General features: G+C 70.2%; 17 protein-coding genes. 2 read left to right on the top strand and 15 right to left on the bottom strand.

All coding sequences use genetic code 11. The features are described 5' to 3' along the window. Positions 1–1746, top strand: coding sequence for a VWA domain-containing protein (locus tag OXI49_02280; protein MDE2689308.1), 1746 nt, complete (start codon positions 1–3; stop codon positions 1744–1746). 34 nt (positions 1747–1780) lie between these two features. Here OXI49_02280 and coaD read toward each other — a convergent pair whose 3' ends face one another. The 9 genes from coaD to lipB all read right to left on the bottom strand — a co-directional run bounded on the left by coaD (position 1781) and on the right by lipB (position 12500). Then, entirely contained in the window at positions 1781–2278 is a 498-nt protein-coding gene (gene coaD, locus OXI49_02275) for a pantetheine-phosphate adenylyltransferase (GenBank protein MDE2689307.1), read from the bottom strand. Further along, on the bottom strand, positions 2275–4566 hold the full coding sequence (locus OXI49_02270; protein MDE2689306.1) for a hypothetical protein: 2292 nt from the start codon (positions 4564–4566) through the stop codon (positions 2275–2277). The genes coaD and OXI49_02270 overlap by 4 nt, the downstream gene beginning before the upstream one ends. Further along, positions 4563–6413 (bottom strand): hypothetical protein, encoded by a 1851-nt coding sequence (locus OXI49_02265; protein ID MDE2689305.1) that lies wholly within the window; start codon positions 6411–6413, stop codon positions 4563–4565. Before OXI49_02265 ends, OXI49_02270 begins: the two co-directional genes overlap by 4 nt. A 42-nt stretch (positions 6414–6455) precedes the next feature. Next, positions 6456–7043, bottom strand: coding sequence for an L-threonylcarbamoyladenylate synthase (locus tag OXI49_02260; GenBank protein MDE2689304.1), 588 nt, complete (start codon positions 7041–7043; stop codon positions 6456–6458). A gap of 136 nt (positions 7044–7179) precedes the next feature. Continuing rightward, positions 7180–8898 carry a DNA repair protein RecN gene (recN, locus tag OXI49_02255; protein MDE2689303.1) on the bottom strand — a complete coding sequence of 573 codons (1719 nt, stop codon included), beginning with the start codon at positions 8896–8898 and terminating at the stop codon, positions 7180–7182. Between the two features lie 8 nt (positions 8899–8906). Continuing rightward, positions 8907–9755 carry a pyrroline-5-carboxylate reductase gene (gene proC / locus OXI49_02250; protein MDE2689302.1) on the bottom strand — a complete coding sequence of 283 codons (849 nt, stop codon included), beginning with the start codon at positions 9753–9755 and terminating at the stop codon, positions 8907–8909. A gap of 68 nt (positions 9756–9823) precedes the next feature. Further along, a complete protein-coding gene (locus OXI49_02245) occupies positions 9824–10795 on the bottom strand; it encodes a proline dehydrogenase family protein (GenBank protein ID MDE2689301.1) in 972 nt (323 codons plus the stop codon). A 10-nt stretch (positions 10796–10805) separates the two neighbouring features. Then, complete coding sequence (gene lipA, locus OXI49_02240) at positions 10806–11726, bottom strand: lipoyl synthase (protein ID MDE2689300.1); 921 nt, start codon at positions 11724–11726, stop codon at positions 10806–10808. Between the two features lie 6 nt (positions 11727–11732). After that, entirely contained in the window at positions 11733–12500 is a 768-nt protein-coding gene (gene lipB / locus OXI49_02235; GenBank protein MDE2689299.1) for a lipoyl(octanoyl) transferase LipB, read from the bottom strand. A 120-nt stretch (positions 12501–12620) separates the two neighbouring features. Here lipB and OXI49_02230 point away from each other — a divergent pair, with 120 nt between their 5' ends. After that, positions 12621–13745, top strand: a complete 1125-nt coding sequence (locus tag OXI49_02230) for a patatin-like phospholipase family protein (protein MDE2689298.1) — start codon at positions 12621–12623, stop codon at positions 13743–13745. On the opposite strand, the gene OXI49_02225 is transcribed toward OXI49_02230, so the two are convergent. From OXI49_02225 to lnt, 6 genes are all read right to left on the bottom strand, one after another. Further along, a complete protein-coding gene (locus OXI49_02225) occupies positions 13732–14793 on the bottom strand; it encodes a class I fructose-bisphosphate aldolase (protein MDE2689297.1) in 1062 nt (353 codons plus the stop codon). The two genes, OXI49_02230 and OXI49_02225, sit on opposite strands and share 14 nt — an antisense overlap. A gap of 76 nt (positions 14794–14869) precedes the next feature. Next, positions 14870–15451, bottom strand: coding sequence for a hypothetical protein (locus OXI49_02220; protein MDE2689296.1), 582 nt, complete (start codon positions 15449–15451; stop codon positions 14870–14872). Further along, positions 15448–17193: a hypothetical protein gene (locus OXI49_02215; GenBank protein MDE2689295.1), complete on the bottom strand. Its 1746-nt coding sequence runs from the start codon at positions 17191–17193 to the stop codon at positions 15448–15450. Before OXI49_02215 ends, OXI49_02220 begins: the two co-directional genes overlap by 4 nt. Beyond that, complete coding sequence (locus OXI49_02210) at positions 17190–18836, bottom strand: hypothetical protein (GenBank protein MDE2689294.1); 1647 nt, start codon at positions 18834–18836, stop codon at positions 17190–17192. Before OXI49_02210 ends, OXI49_02215 begins: the two co-directional genes overlap by 4 nt. Beyond that, a protein-coding gene (gene prfB, locus OXI49_02205) for a peptide chain release factor 2 (GenBank protein MDE2689293.1) occupies positions 18820–19945 on the bottom strand; the annotation gives its coding sequence in 2 pieces (ribosomal slippage) (positions 18820–19881 and positions 19883–19945; 1125 coding nt in all). Before prfB ends, OXI49_02210 begins: the two co-directional genes overlap by 17 nt. Further along, positions 19942–21534, bottom strand: a complete 1593-nt coding sequence (lnt, locus tag OXI49_02200; protein MDE2689292.1) for an apolipoprotein N-acyltransferase — start codon at positions 21532–21534, stop codon at positions 19942–19944. Before lnt ends, prfB begins: the two co-directional genes overlap by 4 nt. Positions 21535–21578: the final 44 nt, after the last annotated feature.

Raw genomic sequence — 21578 nt, 5'->3', positions numbered from 1 at the left:
GTGAAGTCCCGGCGAACCCTCCAGTCGTGGGTGCGCGGGTCTGTCAGCCGTCAGGCCGGCTCCGCTTTGCTCTTCGCGGCTTTCGTGTGGACGGCCGTCCCGGCACCGGGCCAGGAGGTGGAGATCCCGGAGGTGTTCTCGGAGACGATCGACGTTCGCGTGGTAAACGTCGAAGTGGTCGTCACCGACCGTCAGGGGAACCGCGTCCAGGGCCTGAAACCGTCGGATTTCGAGCTCTTGGTCGATGGCGAGCCAACGCCGATCGCCTACTTCACGGAGATCGAGGACGGCCTCGCCGCCGGAGGAGCGACCGCCGACATCTCAGCGGTACCAGCCCTGGATCTGAACGCGCCGGTCGGCACGAACTTCCTGATCTTCATCGACGACCTCTTTTCGATCGAGCGCGACCGCAACAGAGTGCTCGACCACCTGGCGGACGACTTTGGAGGACTCGGTCCGGCGGACCGGATCGCCGCCATCGCCTACGACGGCCAGACCGTGGAAACGCTGACGGAGTGGACGAACTCGGCAGACCGGTTCAGAGACGCGCTGGACCGAGCCCGCTCCCGGCCATCCCACGGCTTGCTGCAACTCTCGGAACGGAACCAGGTCGCTCGGGACCAACAACTGATGGCAGAACACCAAGCCGGCAGGGATCAGAGCGGACTCCTCGGAGCGGGGCAGCAGGTCGCATCGGGCCTGAGCGGCGATGACTCCCGAATGGACCTCCGCTATCGGGAGAAGCTGAGCAACCAGTTGGAGAGTTCCGTGCTGGCGGCGATGGCCACTATGCGCCGATTCTCCGACCGGCCCGGCCGCAAGGTGATGCTGCTGCTCACCGGCGGCTGGCCAGGGTCGGTGGAGATCTTCGCCCGGGAGCGCTTGCCCGGCAGCACCCTCCCCGTCGACCGCAGGGTGATGAGCGAGCACGACCTGTACGGGCCGCTCGTGTCGACCGCGAACCTGATCGGCTTCTCCCTCTACCCGGTGGACGTGCCGGGCCTCACCCGAGACTTCTTCGGAGACGCGTCGAGAGGATTCGGCGCCAACGCCGAGCCCGACACGGCCGGTCCGGCGCCGGGCGCGCTCCAGAGAGAAGACACCATCCACAGCGCCTTGCACCTCCTCGCGTCTTCGACAGGAGGCGTACCGCTGATCAACGCGCGCCGGGATGTCGCGCTGGCCAGCGTGGTCGCGGACACGCGCTCGTACTACTGGCTCGGTTTCGAGCCCCAGCGCCGCGAGGACAACAGATTTCATCAGATCGTGGTCCGGCTAGTAGGCCGAGCCGACCTCGACGCACGCACGCGCGAAGGCTACGTCGACATGTCGCGAGACCACGAACTAGACATGACGGCGAAGGCGGCTCTGCTGTTCGGCGATCCGCCCGGGGCCCTGCCGCTCCAGGTGCGCCTCTCCGAACCCGTCCGCGCCGGCCGCCGCAGGATGTCCGTCCCCGTCGAAGTGGCGATTCCGCTCGACGAGATCCAGCTCCTGCCCACCGGCGACGAGTGGCTGAGCGTGGTGGAGGTTCGGGTCACGGCGATGGACGAAGGCGGCAACCGCGCGGAGGTGTCCTTCGAGAGGGTCCCGATCTCCGGCCCCCAGGAGCCGCAGCCCGGCCAGATCTTCTACTACCAGACCGACCTGGAACTCCGGCGGCGCGAGCACTCCTACGTCATCACGGTCCACGACCCGCTGACCGGAACGAGCCTGACGTCGACGGGGACCGTCAGTCCGAACTAGGAGGCACCCGGCGTGCCTGTCGGCCGCGCCCCGCTCAGCCCAGCTTCCGGCGCAGCGCCTCCAGCACCCCGGGCGGCACGACGCCCGACAGGTTGCCGTCGAGGCTGCCGACCTCCTTGGTCAGCCGGCTCGAAAGGTAGATCCACTCGGGCGCCGGGAGCAGGAAGATCGTGTCGATGCCGGGAGCGAGGCGGCGGTTCATCAGGGTCATCGGCAGCTCGTAGTCGAAGTCGGCGCCGGAGCGGAGGCCGCGGACGACCGCGGTGGCGTTCCGTTCGCGGGCGTAGTCGACGAGGAGGCCGCTGAAGCTCTCGACCCGGCAATCGCCGGAATCGCCGACCAGGTCCCGTAGCAGATCGATCCGCTCCTCCACCGAGAACAGGGCCTGCTTCTGCTCGTTGTAGAGGACGGCGATGTAGAGCACGTCGAAGAGCCGGCGGGCGCGCTCGATCAGGTCGACGTGGCCGTTGTGGACCGGGTCGAAGGAACCCGGGAAGACCCCCACTCGCTGGGTTGCTGGCCGCTGGGTCACTGGCCGCTCCCGAGCTGATTCGAAAGGTCGATCGTGGTCACGTTGTGAGCGGCGTCGGTGAGCCGCAGGAGCAGCAGCCTGGCGCCGGACGGAGCCGTGATGGAGAGCGTCTCGCGCTGGCTGTCGAGGAGGCCGTCCTCGACCCGGACGGAACGCCACTCGCCCGCGTCGACGCTGAGCACCGCCTCGCGTAGCGGGCTCCAGGCGTCCTCGACCACCGCGGTCACCCGGTCGCCGTCGCGGGTAGCGGAGACGAGGCGGGCCGGGCTGTGGTCGACGACCACCGCGGCCGATATCTCCTCCGCCTCCAGCGCCTCGCCAGTGACGTTGTCGAGCCGGTCGCTGGCTTCCACCCGGAAGCGGTAGACGCCGTCCGGCAGCACAGTGGCATCGAAGCTGAAGAACGCTGCCTTCAGGTCGTCCGCCACTTCCAGCCACAGTGCCTCCGGATCGCCCGCCTCTTTCCCGGAAGCAGCCAGTTCCGCCTCGCCGGCGAACGAGAGCCGGTACCGGAGACGGTCCTTGTTCGGATCCTCGGCCTCCCAGCGCAGGGTCCGGTAACCGAGCTTCCAGAGGGTCTTGGTGGAGCCTCTCTGGGTCTGCGCCGGATCGCCGACGACGGTGAAGATGCGGTCGCGGTTCGGGTGCGCCGGTTCGTAGACCTGGTTCGAGGGGTTGAAGTTCGTCGGCACCAGGATCGTGCCCGCGGGCAGGACCTCCAGCTTCTTGATCTCCGGCTTGCGGTTGTGCTGGCGGTAGGTGACCTCGACCGCGACGACCTCGGGGGTCCGGTCACCGCTGCCGCGAAGTTCGGCCCGCCACTGCAGGTACCGGCCCGGCGGCAGGTCGAAGAGCGGCGCCTCCCGCGCCACGGAGGCCGTTGTCCACCCGGACCAGGTCTCGTCCGGCGTCGAGCTCATGCCGCTGCGGGCGGAGAGCGCGACCTCGACTCCGTCGCCGGCGCGTCCGCGCCAGCGGATCGAGCCGAAGCTCGCCACGGACGACGCGTCGAGCGGCTTGGCGGTGACCGTGCCCCGCTCCGCCAGCCCGGCGGACCCGCCGCCGACGAAGCCGTAGACGGCCGCCGCGTTCGTGCTCGCGAAGACGGGGCCCGTGGGCCCCTCCGCGAGTCCGACGATCTGGCCCTGGTCGAGGTCCTTCTCGAGCACCATCTGCTCGTTCTGGTAGCTGAACAGCTTGCCCTCCTGGCCCGTGGCGACCCAAAGCCTGCCCTGCTGGTAGCTCAGGGCGTACACCGTTTCGGCCTCGAACTTCCAGATCGACTCGACCGAGCCGCTCCCATCGATCCGCAGCACCTCGGAACGAGGTCCCTTGAACGAGGCGGCGCGGCTGCCGACCGAGATCGCCCCCGCCTGGGCCGTGACCTGGGTCGTCTGGTCGTTCGATTCCGTCGAACTGCCGCCGTTGCCGCCGGTACGGCTGGTGGCCCCGCTCGACGAGCTGCTCGAGGAGGAGCGCCGCGCGCTGCTCAGGTCGACGAAACTCGCTTCCGAAGCCAGAGCGGTCGCGTAGAAAGCGCCTTCCTCACCCGGAACGATCGCCAGCACCTCAGGCCCGGCCGCGTCGTAGAGAGTGCGGGCCGCTCCCCCGGCGTCGATCTCGAGCAGGAGGCCCTCGCCCGCGGTGCCGGCGAACACCGTGCCGTCCGCGCGCCGGGCGAGCGAGCGGATGTGCAGATCCGTGCTGTCGTAGAGCAGCGTCGACTCGCCGCTTCCCAGGTCGACACGATGGAGCTTGCCCTCCGGGCCCGTGCCCACCAGCAGACCGCCGTCACCGTCGCCCAGGAGCGCCCAGATGTACTTCGCCTCCGGGTCGAAGACGACCTCGACTTCGCCGTCCGGGCGCTTGCGGTACACCTTGCCGTCAGGCGACGACCCGGCGTAGACGACGCCGTCGCCATCGACCCAGACCGCGAAGATCTCCGGTTCCTCGGCCGCGAAGAGTTCCGCCACCGAGCCGGTGTCGGTACCGGCGCTGATCTCGAGCACCTTGCCCGAGTTGCCGGTCCCGGCCGCGAAGCGGCCGTTCGCGCCGGCGAAGGAGAACAGGAAGGGCTCGGAAAGGGTGGCGAACTGCTCCGCGCGCTGGGCGAGCCTCAGAACGCCCAGGCGATCGACGCTGACGTCGACGAGTTCGCCGGCAAGGAAGGTAGCCTGACTCTCGGCGCGCCAGATCTGGACCTCCGAGGCGGCCGCGGTCCCGGCGCCGGCGAGCAGCAGCGTCGCGGCCGCGGCTAGGGCCGCGGCGGTGCGGTGTCGGCTCCTCACGGCGTCGTACCTGGCAGGATCTGGAGGTCGATCCGGAACAGACCGTCGAGCGGCGTGCCGAGATCGCGACCGTCTTCGCTGACGATCGCCAGGTTCAGGGCCCGCGGCTCCCCCTGCAGCGGCGACGCCTGCCAGATCGACCGCACGGTGGCCGGCAGGTCCGGCATCGGCCGACCTTCTACGATCAGACCGCGCGCCGGCACGACGCCGAGCGCCGCAAGCCGGCTCTGGGACTTGAAGGACCGCAGCAGCTTCAGTTCGTCCTCGAGAGAGGAGGCCTTGCCTGGCTGGAGCTGGAGCCGGGCGGCATCGATGCTGACGCCGTCGCCGACGAACAGGTAGTAGCGGCCCGGGCGGCGGTCCTCGGGCACCACCACGTCCAGCGTCTCCTGGAAGCGGTCGCCGCGGTGCCGGCGCAGGTCGAAGACGACCTGGACCGTATCGCCCGCGCGGACCCGGCTGGACGATGCCTGGGCCCGCTCGATCGTGATCGTGCGCGGAGCGTGGCCCTGCCGCAGCGTCAGGTCGATGCCCTCGACCTCCACCGCCTCGTAGTCCGAGTGGACGAGGGCGCCCACCAGGGCGATGAGGTAGAAGGCGGCGCGGGTGCCGGGGTTCGAGCCGTCGAAGACCTGGCGCAGCGGCACGTCGGCGTGGCCTCGCAGCCGCAAAACGCCGGTCATGTCGAGGCTGCTCTCGCCGGCGCCGTACGAGGCCGAATCGAGCGCCTGCATGGTCGGGATGCCGACCAGCGACGGCAACATGATGGGCAGGTCGGCGAGCCGGAGGTCGAAACGGCGAGACTCCCCGTTCGGGGTCTCGACGTCGATCGTCATCGGGATCGTCCGGGCCTCGGCGCCGAGCGTGCCCCGGAGCCCGGCGAAGCGGTCCTGGTCGAAGGCGCCGACCACCGGACCGATGTTGCTCAGCCGGGTCGAGCTGTTGAGCCGGGGGACAACGCCGACCACCTCGACCGTCGCCATCGGCACCCCCAGGGGCCCCACACCGAGATAAGGGTGGCCCATGGCCAGCACTTCACCATCCTCCACCCGGGTCACCGTGCCGCCGACGGCGAGCTTCAGGTCGCCGTCGATCAGGACGCCCGCGACCGCGCTGCCCGCGCCGAGCTCGGGTGCGTCGGAGGCCTCGGCGCGCCCGGCGGGAGCGGCGGCGAGCATCCGACGGACGGGCTCGCCGAATCCCAGCGTGGCGATCGATGCGCCGCGGCCGCCCCAGTCGGCCGGCGCCAACAGAGCTCCGAGCTGATCGGTCACGACTTCGCTGACCGCCTTGGCCACATCCTCCGGCGGTTCGAGAATCTGCCGCACCGAGCGCTCGAACGGCGCGGCCGCGCCAGGAGCGGACAGACCGAGTGAGCCGCCGGCCGCTTCGCCCGGGTCGAGCGCACTCAACTGCCGCATCGCGGCGATCGGCGTGATCAGCGCCAGAGCCTCGCTCGTGAACGCCCAGGAGTAGGCCACGGCGCCGGCCAGACGGTCGTCGATGTAGACCGGGCTGCCGCTCATTCCAGCCACGACGCCCGACTCCTCAAGCCCCTTGCCGCTCAGCCGGGCGACGATGAAGCTTGTACCGGGGTCCATCTCGCGCAGGACGCCGACGACCTCGACCCCGAAGCGTTCCGGCTCGCTGCCCGCGAACACGGACAAGCCGTAGCCCGTCTGGCCGCGCGAGACTTCGTCGACCCCGATCTCGTCGCCGGCCAGGTCGACCGCGGGCGCCCCGTCCGTACGCGAAGCGGCCACGGTTTCCTGAGCCGCCGCCGGCGCCGCCTGGGTGAAGGCCCAAGCGCAGAGGAGCGCGACGAGGGAGACGGCGGATCGGCTCACGGTCTTTGAGTCTTGGACCTGACGACTGCGCGGGCCGCGGAATCAGAACTCGAAGCGCCCGCGGCGCAACACCCGCAAACCGGCGGAACTCCAAGATACCACGGTGGATGCCAGCCCCCCGGGGGTCTGCTCGCCGCCTATCACCAGTGCGCCGGAGTCGCCGAGGATCGGTTCGAGGTCCGCCAGGCCACACGCGGGCGGGTCGCCGCTCCGGTTCGCACTGGTCGCGGTGAGCGGATGACCGAGAGCCTGCAGGAGTGCACGGAGCCGGTCATGGTCCGGCACCCGCACCGCCAAAGTGTCTCCCCCGGCAGCCGCCGGAACCGACACGCCGGAGCGTAGCGACGCAACCACCGTGAGCGAGGCCGGCCAGTGTGCCTCGGCCATCCGAATCGCGTCATTCCGTTCAACGCCGAGGTCGATGGCCTGTTCAAGGTTGGCGGCCACGACCGGCAGTGGTTTCCCGCGCTCTCGCTCCTTGAGCCGGTAGATCGCTTCAACTCCTGCTATCGAGCTTGGATCGACGGCCAGGCCGTAGGAGGACTCAGTCGGGATCGCCAGGATCCGCCCTTCGGAGAGGGCCGTTCTCACCTCGCTCAGGTCGCCGTCCCAGGGCCATACGTCGAGCATGGCCGGTGAGCCTAGCGACTTGCACTCCGAATGCCGGCCAGCACCCTGGTGGCGCGTCCCGCGCCGCCAGCGTCACAGTCCGAGCGCCCGTCTTCGGGCGGTCGGATGTCAGGCCGGCGCACCGGCAATGGACCGCCTACACCGCCGATCCCGCCGCGAGCAGTTCGGCGGCCGCCGAGCGGGAGGCGTCCGTGACTTCTTCTCCGGCGAGCATGCGGGCGACTTCTTCGATGCGGCGTTCGTGCTCAAGGCGGTGGACGTCGACTCGGGTCCGGCCGGCGTGGACCTCCTTCCTGACTTCGAGGTGGAGGTTGCCGCGGGACGCCACCTGGGGCAGGTGGGTCACCGCCAGGATCTGGCCGCCGGCGGCGAGGCGCTGGAGCTTGCGCCCGACGATCGCGGCCTCCGCGCCGCCGACGCCGGAGTCCACTTCGTCGAACACGAGGGTCGATCCCTCGGCCGGACCGCCGCCCCGAACCGCGGTCTGAAGCGCCAGGAACAGGCGCGCGAGTTCGCCGCCGGAAGCGACCCGGGACAGGGGCCGCGGATCCTCCCCCGGATTCGCGCTGAACCGGTAGTTGACCCGGTCGACGCCCTCGGCGTCGAAAGCGACCCGCTCGCCATCGACTTCGAGCGGGCTGCCGGCCCGAAGTTCCCGGGCGACCTCGACCTCGAACACCGCCCGTTCGAACGCCAGGTCCAGGAGATGACCGAGGACCTCACGCTCGAGAGCGCCGGCTTGCTCGCGCCGGGCGGCCGAGAGCGTCTCGGCCCGCCGGGCGTACTCGGAGAGGCGCGCGGCGGCCTCCTGCTCCACTTCCTCCCGGCGCACATCGGCCGTTTCCAGCTCGAGGAGCTCCTCCGACAGGCGGCGGCCGTGCTCCAGGACATCCGAGCTGCTACCGCCGTGCTTGCGGGTCAGACGCTCGATCACGCTCAACCGCTCCTCGATCTGGTTCAGACGAGCCGGGTCCGACTCGCAGCCAGCCGCCCGGGTCCGTAGCTCCTGGGAGACGTCGTTCACGGTCGCGCCGATCCCAGTCAGGATCTCGACCCAGGACTCGGCCTCCGGCTGCCAGCGCGAAATCTCCGAGAGCGCGTTTCCGGCCTGCGCGACTCGACCGTCAACCGCCAGTTCGTCCTCGCTGAGCAGCGCGATCGCCCGGTGGAGCGCACCCGCGATCGCCTCGGCGTGGCGGAGCACCTCGCGCTCGGCTCGCAGCTCTTCGTCCTCGCTGGGCAGCAGGCGCGCGGCGTCGATCTCCGCGGTCTGGAACTTGAGGAGGTCGATCCGTTCCTGGCGAAGCTGGTCGTCCATGGAGAGCCGCTCGAGCCGGTCGGCAGCCTCGCGGTACGCGACGTGGGCCTCGCGGCAGGACTCGACCAGTGCCGCCAGCGAGTCGCCGCCGGAGCGGTCGAGCCAGGCCCGCTGGAGATCGGCCGACAACATGCCGAGTTCGTCCCGCTGGCCGAAGATGCGGATCAGACCGTGGGCGACAGTCGAGAGCAGCCTCGCCGTGACCGGATGGTCGTTGACGAACACCCGGTTCCGTCCCTCCCGGGTGACCTCGCGGCGAACCAGGAGCTCGTCGCCGTCGGCCGGCACGCCGGCCTCTTCGAGCTGACCGCGCCAGACGGCGCCCGAGGGCTCGAAGACGCCGCTGACCGCCAGCGTGCCGGCGCCCGTGCGAATCATCTCCGAACTCGCGCGCCCCCCCGCGAGCAGCGAGAGCGAATCGACGACCAGGGACTTGCCCGCTCCCGTCTCGCCGGTGACAACGTTCAGCCCGGGCCCGAACTCGAGCTCCGCCCGTTCGATCACGGCCAGGTTCCGGACGTGCAGGGAGCGAAGCATGGCCGCCCCTACTCGTCGGGCACCAGTTCGCGGGCGCGTGCGGCCGCCTCGATGATCGCCTTGATCAGCGTCACGCGGAGGCCGCCCTCCTCCAGGCGCAGAATGCCGTCGACGGTGCAGCCCGCCGGCGTCGTCACCTCGTCCTTGAGCAGGGCCGGGTGCCGCTCCGTGTCGATCACCATCTTGCCGGCGCCGAGGCACGTCTGGGCCGCGAGTTCGATCGCCATCTTCCGCGGCAGCCCCGCCTTGACGCCGCCTTCGGCCAGCGCCTCGATCACGATGTAAAGGAACGCCGGGCCCGAAGCCGACAGCCCGGTGATCGCGTCCATGTGTTTCTCGTCGGCCACCACGGTGCGCCCGAGCGGCAGGAACAGGCGTTCCGCCTGCGCCACGTGGTCGGCGGACGCGAAACGGCCCGGCGACAGCGCGGTCATGCCGGCAGCGACCCGGCTCGGCGTGTTCGGCATCGCGCGCACAACCGGAACCTCGGCCGGCACCCGATCCTCGATGTAGGACGTCTTGACCGAAGCGAGGATCGAGACGAGGACCTGGCCCGGATGGAGCAGGTCGCCGATCTCCTGAAGCACAAGGTCCGCCGTCTGCGGCTTGACCGCCAGCAGAACGATGTCGCCGAACTCGGCGGCGCGGCGGTTGTCGACCGCGCCCTCGATCCCGAACCTCTCGCCCACGGCGGCGATCCGCTCCCTGTGCCCGGCGGTGGCAAAGATGGACTCCGCGGCGACGGCGCCGGCATCCAGCCAGCCGCCGATCAACGTCCGGCCCATCTCGCCCGCGCCGATCACGGCGACGCGGGTTTCGCCGCTCCGGGCAGCGTCCCTGTCGATACTCGCAGTCACCTTCTCGTCTCCCTCTGAGATGAACCGCGGAACTGGCGCGCCCGCGGAAGGCGACGATTCTGCCCTACTTAGCGGGCGGCGCTCGTCTGCCCTCGAATCAGGCGCAGGAGGAACGCCCGCGCCACATGGCCGGCGATGCTCGGGTTCTCGCGCAGCCGGCGCGTCGAGTACGCGTACCACTGCCGGCCGTAGGGCACGTAGATTCGCACGCGGTGCCCGGCCCTCGCCAGCCGGTCGCGACGCTCCTCGGTCACCCCGAGCAGCATCTGGAACTCGTAGCGGTCACCCGCCAGACCGCGGCGCTCGATCATCGCCGCCGATTCCCGCAGCAGGTAGTCGTCGTGGGTGGCGATGCCGACGTACGCGCCACGGTCGAACAGGGCCTCGAGGGCCGCCAGGAAGTTCCTGCGCACCCTGCCGTAATCCTGGATCGCCACGCTTGGCGGCTCGACGTAGATGCCCTTGCACAGACGCACGTTGGCGCCCTCGGGCAGCGCCGCGATGTCGGCGAGCGTGCGGTGCAGGTAGGCCTGGAGCACCACGCCGACCGCGTCGCCACCGGCGCCGGAACCTGTCGGTCCCCCGACCGCGGCACGCGTTCGCGAAGCGGCCACAGCCTCCCGATACAGGTCCAGCGTGGCCGTGGTGCAGGTGTGGTCCTCCATGTCGATTCGGACGAAGTTCCCGCGGGCTTCGGCCCGCATCACGAGCTCGAAGAGGTGATCGCGGCAGAGGGAGCGGGAGACCTTGAGGCCCAGGAGCGTGAGCTTGACCGACACGTTGCAGTCGAGACCGCGGTCGGCGAGCGCGTCGACCAGGTCGATGTAGAGGCCCGTTCCTTCGGCGGCGAGTTCCGGGCTGTCGATCTCTTCGCCCAGCAGCGCCAGGGTACCGGCGAGTCCGCGGCGGTTGAGCGCGGCGGCGCAGTCGAGGGCGTCCGCCGGCTCGTCGCCGGCCACGTAGGGCGCGGCCGCCCAGCGCACCAGCGGCGGCGGCATCAGCGGCAGGGACCAGCCGACCACCCGTGAGAAGACGGTCACGGGGTCTCCATCAGGGGCGGGCGACGTGCTCGTGAGCGTGATAGCTGCTGCGCACGAGCGGACCCGATTCGCAGTGGCTATAGCCCAGGCAGAGAGCGAAGCCGCGCAGGCGGGCGAACTCGTCCGGATGCACGTAGCGGTCGACCGGCAGGTGGTCGCGGGACGGCTGCAGATACTGACCGATGGTCAGGATCTCGGTTCCCGCTGACCGGATGTCCCGGATCGTCGCTTCGAGCTCGGCCGTCGTCTCGCCGAGGCCGACCATCAGACCGGTCTTCACCCTGCCCTCGTAGCCGCCACTGTCGCGCCTCGCCGCCGCCTCCGCCAGCAGCGCCAGGCTTCGCTCGTAGCTGCTGCCGGGCCGCGCCTGCCGGTACAGCCGGGGAACGGTCTCCATGTTGTGCGAAAAGACCTCGGGGCGCTCGGCGAGCACGATGTCGAGCGCATCCTCCACGCCCCGAAAGTCTGGGGTCAACACCTCGACCGCGGCCTCCGGAAGCTGGTCCCGGATCGCACGGATCGTGTCAGCGAAGTGCCCGGCGCCGCCGTCCGGAAGGTCGTCCCGATCCACCGAGGTGACGACGACATGCCGGAGGCCCATGGCGGTTGCGGCTTCCGCCACCCGGGCCGGCTCGCCCGCGTCGACACCGGCCGCAGGCCGGCCGGTGTGGACGGCGCAGAACCCGCAGCGGCGCGTGCAGGTGTCGCCCAGGATCATGAAGGTGGCCGTTCCGTGCTCGCCCCAACACTCGTAGATGTTGGGACAGCGGGCCTCCTCGCACACCGTGTTCAGGTTCAGCCCTTCCATCAGCCGGCGGACACGCTGGTAGGGCTCCGGCGTACTCAGCCGGATGCGGAGCCAGTCCGGCCTGGGCAAACGGGACGCGCCGGCCGAACCGTGCCGGACGCCGATGGCGACGAGTTGGTCCATGTGGGTTTACGACTCGGGCGGCCGAGCCTCCCGTAACCGCGTGTCACCATGGATCCTAGCGTTGCGCAGCGCCGGCCCGAAGCCCATCTCGGCGGGTTCCGCAGAGACGAGACGACGCTCGAAAACCTGCGCGAAGTTCTCCGCGCAACACCAGGCGACGTCCTCCAGACCGGGCCGGCGGCCCGTGAGTTCCTCGATCGAGGTCATCACACCGGCATCGAAGCCGCACGAGAGGATGCCGGCGAAGTCGTCCAGGTCGGTGCAGACATTGAGTGCAAAGCCGTGCGTGGTGACCCAGCGCCGAAGATGGATGCCGATCGAGGCGATCTTTCGGCTACCGACCCAGACGCCGATACGCTCCCGTTGCTCGCCGCCCACGGCAGCGACGCCGAACGCCGCAAGCGTCCTGACCAGCACCTCCTGCAGGTCGCGGACGTAGGCGCGGACGTTGCGGCGGTCGGGCCGGAGATCCATGACCGGGTAGCCCACGAGCTGGCCGGGACCGTGATACGTGGCTCGGCCCCCGCGGTCGCATTCGGCGACGGCGATTCCACGCTGCTCGAGCCACTCCGGCGCCGCCAGCACATCGTCGCGGTCGCAGTTCCGGCCCACCGTGTAAGTCGGCGGATGCTCGAGCAGGAGCAACGTGTCGGCCGCATCGGAGTCGGCGTCCAGGATGGACTGCCGGACCCGGTGCTGCAACTCGACGCCGGCCTCGTAGCCCACGCGTCCCAGATAGACCGAGCGGATCGTTGCAGCGTTGCCCAGTTCCATCGTCGGTCAGCTCCTTCCTGTCCAGTAGTGTTCCAGATCGTGCCGTTGGAGACCGAGAAACCGCATGCATCCCGGTCCAAAGGCAGCGGCCACCGGGACCGCGGTTGCCGAATTGGTCTCGTGCTCACCGGCGGCGGCGCGCGGGCGGCCTACCAGGTCGGGCTGGTCCGGCACCTGGCGAAGCGGCTGCCTGAGTTTCACTTCGACGTGCTGACCGGTGTTTCGGCGGGCGCGATCAACGCTTCCTTCCTCGCCTCCCATCAGGGCAGCGCAGCCGAGGCAACGGAAGAACTGAGCCGGATCTGGCTTGAGCTGACGCCCGATCACGTGTTCCGGGACGATGGCTGGTCGCTGGGCGGCATGGTCGTCCGCTGGCTGCTGAACCTGGCTTCGGGTGGTCTGCGTTACCGGCCCGAGGTTCGCGGTCTGGTGGACACGTCGCCGCTGGGCGGGCACCTTGGCGAGGTGCTCGGCGCCGACTCAGGCAATGGCCACGTTCTGCCGGGAATCGCGAAGAACCTGGACCGCGGCCGTCTGGACGCGGTCGCCGTGACCACCGTCGAGTGGTCGACGGGGCAGACGGTCACCTGGGTTCAGGGCCGCGACATCGAGACCTGGGAACGGCCGAAGCGCCGCTCGGAGCGGGCGCGGCTGACGCTCGACCACGTGCTCGCCTCCGCCTCACTGCCGCTGATCTTTCCGGCGGTACGGATCGGCGACGCCTGGCATGGCGACGGCGGCGTCCGCCTGACCTCACCGCTGTCCCCGGCCCTGCACCTGGGCTGCGACCGCCTGATCGCAGTGTCCACGCGTCACGAGCCTCTGGCGCCCAGGACGGCTGCCGCCGCCTACCCGCCGCCGGCCCAGTTCGCGGGCGTGCTCCTCAACGCCGTGTTCCTGGACCAGCTCGACCAGGACGCGAACCGGATGGAACTCGTGAACGGCCTGCTGGCCCGGATGCCGGAGTCCGAACGAGGTTCGCTCCGCCTCGTCGACTTCGTGCTGCTGCGGCCCTCCGAGGACCTGGGGCAGCTCGCCGGCCGCTTCGAGCCCCGGCTGCCCAAGGCGTTCCGTTTCATGACCCGCGGTCTCGGCACCCGCGACACGAAGAGCCCCGACCTGCTGAGTCTGTTGATGTTCCAGCCCGACTACATCCGGGCTCTGATCCAGGTGGGCGAAAAGGACGCCGAAGCGCGTCACGAGGAGATCGCGGACCTGCTGGACGGATCGCCTACGCGATCGTGAGGTCCTCGCAGAGGTAGACGTCCTGGATGTGGTTCAGGAGTTCGACGCCCTCCGCCATCGGCCGTTGGAACGCCTTGCGGCCGGAGATCAGTCCCTGGCCGCCGGCGCGGCGGTTGATCACAGCAGTCCGGACAGCGGCCGCCAGGTCGCCGGCGCCCCCTGACGAACCGCCGGAGTTGATCAGACCGACCCGGCCCATGTAGCAGTTCGCGACCTGCCAACGCACCAGGTCGACGGGGTGGTCGGACACCAGGTCACTGTAGACGAGGTCATGGGTCTTGCCGAAGCCGACCGCCGGGTAGCCGCCGTTCTTGGTCGCCTGCTTCTGCTTGACGATGTCCGCCTCGATCGTCACGCCGATGTGGTTCGCCTGCCCGGTGAGATCCGCCGAGTCGTGGTAGTCGACGCCGTCGACGACGAACGCGCTGTTGCGGAGGTAGCACCAGAGAATGCAGGCCATGCCGAGTTCGTGTGCCTGCTGGAAGCACTCGGCGATCTCGACCAGTTCCTCGCGGCACACGTCGGCGCCGAAGTACACCGTGGCGCCCACCGCCGTGGCGCCGAGATCCCAGGCCTGCTCGACCTGCGAGAAGAGGACCTGGTGGTAGGTATGCGGGTACGTCAGGCTCTCGTTGTGGTTGAGCTTGACGATGAAGGGGATCCGGTGCGCGTAGCGGCGACCGATGCTACCCAGCACGCCCAGGGTCGAGGCGACGCCGTTGCAACCGCCCTCGATCGCCAGCCGAATGATGTTCTCGGGATCGAAGTAGATCGGGTTCGGAGCGAACGAAGCAGCTCCCGAGTGCTCGATGCCCTGGTCCACGGGAAGGATCGACACGTAGCCGGTACCGCCGAGACGGCCGTGGCCGAGCAGACGTTCCAGGCTCGCCAGGGTGCGGTTGTTCCGGTCGGAGGGACCGAACGCCCGGTCGACGATGTCGGGCCCCGGCACCGTCAGGTGGTCCTTCGGGATTCCCCTGCAGACGTGTCCGAGGAGGCTCTCCGCCTCACTGCCCAGCAGCTCTTCGATGCGCGCGATATCGGCCATGTTCTCCCCTGGTTCAGGAACCCGGCGGGTCGGATCCGGGGGCATTGTAGCGTCGCCTGAGCGTGCGCTGGGAACGTCAGTTCAAGCTGGCAGCGACCGGCGCCTCCCGCACCGCTTCCGGGCGTTCCAGCACCTCCAGAAGCTTGAGCAGCACGTCGAGGGCCGGCCCCCACAAGCGGTGCCGCCCGAGGTGGTAGACGGCGAGCGGCACCTGCTGCCCCTCGATCTCGAACGCCCGTTCCTCCACCAGCCGGGGGTGCCGGAGCGCGGAGAGCGGGAGGCGAACGCCCGGCGCCTCCGTGTTGCTGCCGTCGTCCTCGGGAGACGGAACCGCGACCACGCATGCCCGCATCCTGAAGCCGCCACTGCCCCCGACCTCGTCCAGCTCGCCGAGCCGCAGGATTCGCGACGGGTCGACACCGAGACCGACGCTGCCGAGCCGCGCCACGGTCGGCCACGGGTCGTCGCCCTCGAAGGCGGCCGCCGGGAAACTGAGCGGAGGCGACTCGTTCGGCTCTTCCCGCAACACCGTCCAGAGTTCGGCCGACTCGACGTACAGAGGCACAACGACCGCGACGCCGGTGCCTTCGCCATCCGGCGCCGCGGGCAGCCGCCTCGACCCCTCGAGCCGGCCTTGAATCTGGAGGATCCAGCTCACGGCACCGACCCTATCCCCAGCACGTGCTTCGACGCCGGATCGTCGCCTCCGTCCAGAGTCAGACCCAGTCGAAACAGGTCGACGGACCCGTTCGACCACCACATCCGGTGGCGCGCTTCGGGTGCGTCCAGGAGCAGGCGCACCGACCTTCGGCCCGATGGAAGAGGCCTGCTCTCCTCGACTTCGGCGCCCACGACCTCCAGGGCCGGGCCCTCCCGCTCCAGGAGAATCCGGAGCCGCGGCCGGCTCCCCTCGTCGTCCGTCTCCCGGCTGGCGGGCGCGGCCGGTTCCCACGCGACGAGAAACTCCGCCGACCCGCCTTCGACCAGGAGTCCCGACTCACCGAACGAAGTGATCCTGCCCGCAACGGGCCGCAGCCAGACGCCATCGGCGAACAGGTCCGCCGGTTCTCCGGCCCGCGGACGCTGGCCGGTCTCCACCGGCAGGAAACGGTGCAGTGCACCCTCGGGCGCCGGGGACGGCCCGAACGCCGCGGCGGGCCGCAGCCAGAGCGGGTACAGGAAGAGAGCCGAAGAGGCGGCGACCGCGGCGATCCTCGCCAGCCGCAGCCGGTCGGCGAGGAACCAGAACATCGGAAGAACGGCGCCGATCCCGCCGGGGCCGCAAAGCACCGACTCATCGCCGAGGTCGAACGGGAAGAGAACAACGCGCGCGGCGACCGAGGCGATCCCGCCAAGGAGGAGCGCCCGCCGCCAACCGGCGACGAACAGGCCCGAGAGCGCCGCCCACACCAGGGGTGCACAGTACGGCGCGATTCCGATCGTCCGGCCGGCGACCGCATGGAAGAGGGTCTCGGAGTCCACAGCCAGGACGGCCCCCAGGTCCGGCGCGGGACGAAGCGGCAGCGATCGCGCGGATGCCGGGTCGAGGCTCCACTCCTCCGCTTCGAAGTCGACCGCCGGGAAGCCGGTCGAGGGATCGAAGACGGCGCGCTCCACCGCCGCGAAGCCGCCGCGCGCCAGAGCCGAGACGCCGAGAGACGCGCCCGCGGTCAGCACCGCCGTCATGGCGAGGGCGAGGAAGGCGGCTCCCCGTCGCGGCTGAAGCAGCGCCAGGCAGGCGGCCGCCGCCAGGGCCGGCAACAGGCTCAGGCCGTCGGCGGAGGCGACCGTCGCGAGGGCGAGCAGGAAACCGACGAGAGACCAGCGAAGCGCTGCGCCTCGAAGCGGTCGCCGGCCTGAAGCCGGCATCACATGAACGACGAGCGTCCATGCCAAAGCCGATGCGGCGAGGCGGAACGTCCCCGGCGATGGCAGCGGCAACAGGGTGAAGGCCGTCGTGCCAGCGACGAAGACGGCGATCCAGGCCGGCGCCCAGGGACCGATGCGACGCTCGAGCACCAGGGCCGAGCCGGCCGCGGCAACCGCCAGCAGCAGCCAGTTCAGCAGCGGCGGCCCCCACCGCGGAGAGATGCGGACGAACGGCGCCGCCAGCAAGGCGTAGGCAGGCGGCCGCGCGAAACCGATGCGGGCGCCGCCGGAGCTGCTTTCCAGAGCGATCGCGGCAGGCTCTCCCCCGAGGAGGCGGACGTAGCGGTCGTAGTCCACGCGCCCGTAGGTCAGGTCGCCATCCCAGGCCAGACTCAGCGCCGCCATACGGAACGTGATTTCCCGCTCCCCGGCGCCGACGGCATCCGACCGTACCGCGGACGCGAGCAGGGCGAGCAGCAGTCCGGCGAGCAGAAGCCAGGACCACCGCCGCCCGACCGTGCCGTGGATCACAGTGCGCGGTCGAAGGCGGTTGCGCCGCAGAGAGTCATCGAACCGCCGCCGAAGAGGTGCGGCTCGAACCGGAGCCGGGCCCGGCCGATCGGTCGCCGGAGCTTGAGGGGGATCCGGCACGAGTCGCCCGGCGGCAGGTCCCGCGGCAGCGGAATCCAGGGCCTGCCCCGGAACAGGTCCCGCCCACCGCTCCAGAGCTGGGGCTCGAGCACGACGCCGCCGTCCTGGTTGTGGCCCGAGAGCCAGGTGGCGAAGCCCGTGTTCGCGACGACGAGTTCGATCGAACGACGCTCGCCATCCGGCCAGGGCGGGTCGCAGCCCTCCACCTCGATCCGCCCCGGCAACCAGCCCCAGGTCAAGGAGGTGGGGGATGGCGGCTGCGGCGGCCGTGGCGCCGGCCGCTCTCCGACCGGAGCGCGCGACCACTCGTCCAGAGCCTCGAAGACCGCCCGCGCCACCGACGCCGGCCGGTGCTCGCGCTCGATGAAGGCCCGCGCCGCGGCGCCCATCCCGGCGAGCCGGTCCGGCGCGGCGAGAAGACCCCGCAGCAGGAACGCGAGCGCGCCGGCCTCAGCGCCCGGATCGTCCTTGAGCGGAGCCTTGATCACGATGTCGTTCGGCAGTTCAACGAACTGGGCGTAGTCGGAGACCACCGCGGCCCGGCCCAGCGCGAGGATGCGAAGCAGCGAGGCCGAGGTTTCGCCCGCGCTCGGGTAGCGCAGGTTGAGGCACAGATCGCAGGCGGCGATGGCCGTCGGGAACGTCGCCGTGTCTAGAAAGCCGGCCATCGTGACCCGATCCTGGACCCCCAGGTCCCGGGCCAGGGCGTCGAGATCGAGTTCCGGCGCGACATCTCCCACTACCAGCGCATACGCCTGCTCCATCCCCGGCTCGGCGAGAACGCGCAGCAGCACGTCCGTGCGTTTGATCGGCGTCTGGAAGCCGAAAGAGCCAATCAGGACCGCCGAGCGAGGAACGCCGGCTCGCCGCCGCCAGACCGCCGCCTGCTCGGGCCCGGGTAGAGCGGGCGCCGGCATCGGCATCGGCACCCGGCGCATCGGCGGCAGCCGGCCCCCGGCCCGCCCCGACTCCTGGCCCAGCTCCTCCTCAAGGAACCGGAGACCCCAATCGCTATGCGTCAGGAGGCCCCGCTGCCGGAGCAACAGGGAGCGGTGCGCCGGCATCTCGAACAGCCGCGCCCGGCCGTGGCCACCCCAACGGATCGACAGCGCCGCGGCCGCGCCCTCCCAGCCGTGCTCCTCGCCGAGGCCGCTGACGTAGGCATCGAGATCCCCGGAGGCCAGGGTCGACTCGACCAGCAGGTGGTGCAGGCGCAGGTCGTGCACGGTCACGACCCCCGGAAAATCCAGGGCGAGCCGGCGGACGCCCTCGTGGTAGACGTTGTTGCCCATCTGGTAGAAGGGCAGGCGTACGGTCGGGTCGAGCGCCGCGGCGTCGACCACCTGGTATCGGTCCAGGACGTGGGACGCGATCTCCTGCCCAGGCAGGCGGACCAGGCGCAGGTCGCACAGCGGTGCGAGTTCGTCGAGCAGGTCGACGCTGTAGTCCGCGATCCCCGACCTGACCGGAGGCAGCGGCGACACGAAGTCGACTGCGGGGGCGCTGCTAGGACTGGTCGGCATCGGGAGTTTCGAGCTGCTGGCCCAACCAGGCGTCGATGAACGGATCGAGGTCGCCGTCGAGCACCTTCTCCACCGCCGACAACTCGAGCCTGGTCCGGTGGTCCTTGACCATGCGGTACGGGTGCAGCACATAGCTGCGGATCTGGGAACCGAAGCCGATCTCCATCTTCTGGCCCTCGCGTTCCGCCTGTTCCTCGCGTCGCTTCTGCACTTCCCTGTCGTAGAGCCTCGCCTTCAGGATCTTCATCGCCATCGAGCGGTTCTTGATCTGGCTGCGCTCGTTCTGGCAACTGACGACGATGCCGGTGGGCATATGCGTGATCCGCACCGCGGAGTCCGTCACGTTCACGTGCTGGCCGCCGGCCCCGGACGATCGGAAGGTGTCGATCCGGATGTCCTTGTCCTCGACCTCGATGTCGATGTCGTCTTCGACTTCGGGGTACGCGTAGACGGAAGCAAACGACGTGTGGCGCCGCTTCGCCGCGTCGAAGGGCGAGATGCGCACCAGCCGATGGACACCGCTTTCGCCGCGCAAACGGCCGAAGGCGTACTCGCCCCGAACCGCCACGGTCGCGCTCTTGAGCCCCGCCTCTTCGCCGTCCAGTCGCTCCAGCAGCTTGACGTCGAAGCCGCTCTGCTCGGCCCATCGCAGGTACATCCGCAGGAGGATCTCGGCCCAGTCCTGGGAATCCGTACCCCCCTCCCCGGGATGAATGGCGAGCAGGGCGCTGCGGTCGTCGTCTTCCCCCGAGAGCTTGAGTTCCAGGTCGAGCGCCGTCGATTCACGCCCAACCCGGTCGATAAAGGAACCGAGTTCGGCGTCGTCCTCGGCGCCCAGGGCCTCCTCAGCCAGCAGTTCGAGCCAGGCCTCGATCTCGTCCCGGTCGGCGTTCAGCCGTTCCAGAGTCTTCCGCCGCCGTTCGAGAGCGCGGCGACGGCGCAGCAGCGGCGCGCTCTTCCTCGGCGCGTCCCAGAAGCCCGGCTGCTGCATCTCGTGATCGAGTGCCGCAAGCTGCTCCTCGAGCTCCGCCGGGTCAAAGATACCTCCGAAGGCCGTCCAGACGGTTCTTCAGATCGGAGAGCGAGCGGTTCGCGTCAGCGGCAATCATCGGCGCAGTATGGCAAAGCCTGCGAGCGCCACGCAAAGCAGAGGCACGAGCAGCGGCGCGCGGGCGAAGGGAGTCATGCCGCCAAGCGGAACGACCTGGGCCCTCATGACCATCGCCTCGTCGATCGGTGAGTCGGCCAGCACCCGTCCCCGCCGGTCGATCACGGCCGAGATGCCGGTGATCGCGGCCCGGACGAGCGGCCGTCCGTTCTCGGCCGCGCGGAAACGGGCGGGTCGCAGGTGCTGGTGGGGCGCCCACGTTCGGCCGTACCAGGAGTCGTTCGTGATCGTGACGAGGAGGTTCGCTCCGCGCCGCACGCGGGCCGCAACCTGCTCCGGGAAGACGATCTCGAAGCAGATCGACACTCCCAGCACGGCGCCGTCCGCGTCGAGGAGGCGAACCTCGTCGCCGGGCGAGAAACCCCCGGCCTGGCGCGCCAACTGGCGTACCGCCGGCAGATGGCGGCCGAACGGCACGTACTCGCCGAAGGGAACGAGGTGCATCTTGTCGTAGGTCTGGCGCCGGGCGCGGCCCGAACCGGGCGTCAACAGATAGGCCGCGTTGAACGCCCGCTCCTCCGGGGCCGACCGGTCCCAGCGCGCGCTGTTGAGCAGCAGGGAGCAGCCACCCGCGATGACTTCCTCGAGATCGCCGGCGAAGGCGCCGTCCCGTTCCACCTGGTACGGCCAGCCGGCGCTCTCGGGCCAGACGACGAGTCGCCCGGGTTCGCAGGCCTCGCGGCTGAGCGCGAAGAGCCGCTCCTGATTCGAGGCGAGGTCGGCGAACTGGTCGTCCGGTCCTCCGTCGACCATTGCCGCGGTCGCCATGTGGATGTTGGGCTGCACCACCGCCACGTCGAGGCGGCGCTCGTTCCCGGGCGGCCGATCCAGGTTGGTCCAACGCGCGATCGAGAGGATGGCCGCGACCGCGACCAGAGCCGCTGCCGCCCCGCGGCGCCTCTCCCGGTCAACGAGGAGAAACAGGGCGAAACCGGTGGCGGCGACCAGGAACGAGAGGCCCCAACTTCCGATCCAGCGGGTCGCGTCGAGAGCCCCGGGAACGTCCACCCAGGCGTAGGCGAGCAGGTTCCACGGGAACCCTGAGGGGCCGAGCCCGCGAACCCACTCCAGAGCGACCCAGACCGCCGGCGCGAGCAGGAGGGACAGCGCATCGCCGCGAGCGAGCAGCCGGCCCGCGAGCCAGCAGAACAGGCCGTGGTAGAGCCCCAGGTAGATCGCCAGCAGACCCAGGAGCAGCGCCGACGCGAAGCCGGGCAGACCACCGTAGATCTCCAGCGTGCTGGCGATCCACGGTACCGCGACCAGCCACGCCACCAAGCCATGCAACCACCCCAGCAACAGGCGGCGCAATGAACCCGGGTGGCGCGTCCGCGCGCCACCCGCGTACGGGTTCCGACGACCGGCCGCGGGCGGCGGAACGGAACCGCCCGGTACGGCGGCGATGGCGAACACGGGCACCGCCGCGGCGAGCGGCAACAGCAACCCGGGCCGCTGATCGAAGCAGTACGCCCACCAGACCCCACCGCCCGCACTCAGGGCGAGTTGAAACCAGAGCGACCGGAACAGCAACCGCCGCCCGTTCCGCGGAGTTCCCCGCGGGCCGACCGGGCGGG

Source organism: Acidobacteriota bacterium, assembly GCA_028875725.1.
Lineage (GTDB): Bacteria > Acidobacteriota > Thermoanaerobaculia > Multivoradales > Multivoraceae > Multivorans.
The sequence above is the reverse complement of the archived record's forward strand: the minus strand, read 5'-3'. Positions and strand labels throughout refer to the sequence as shown.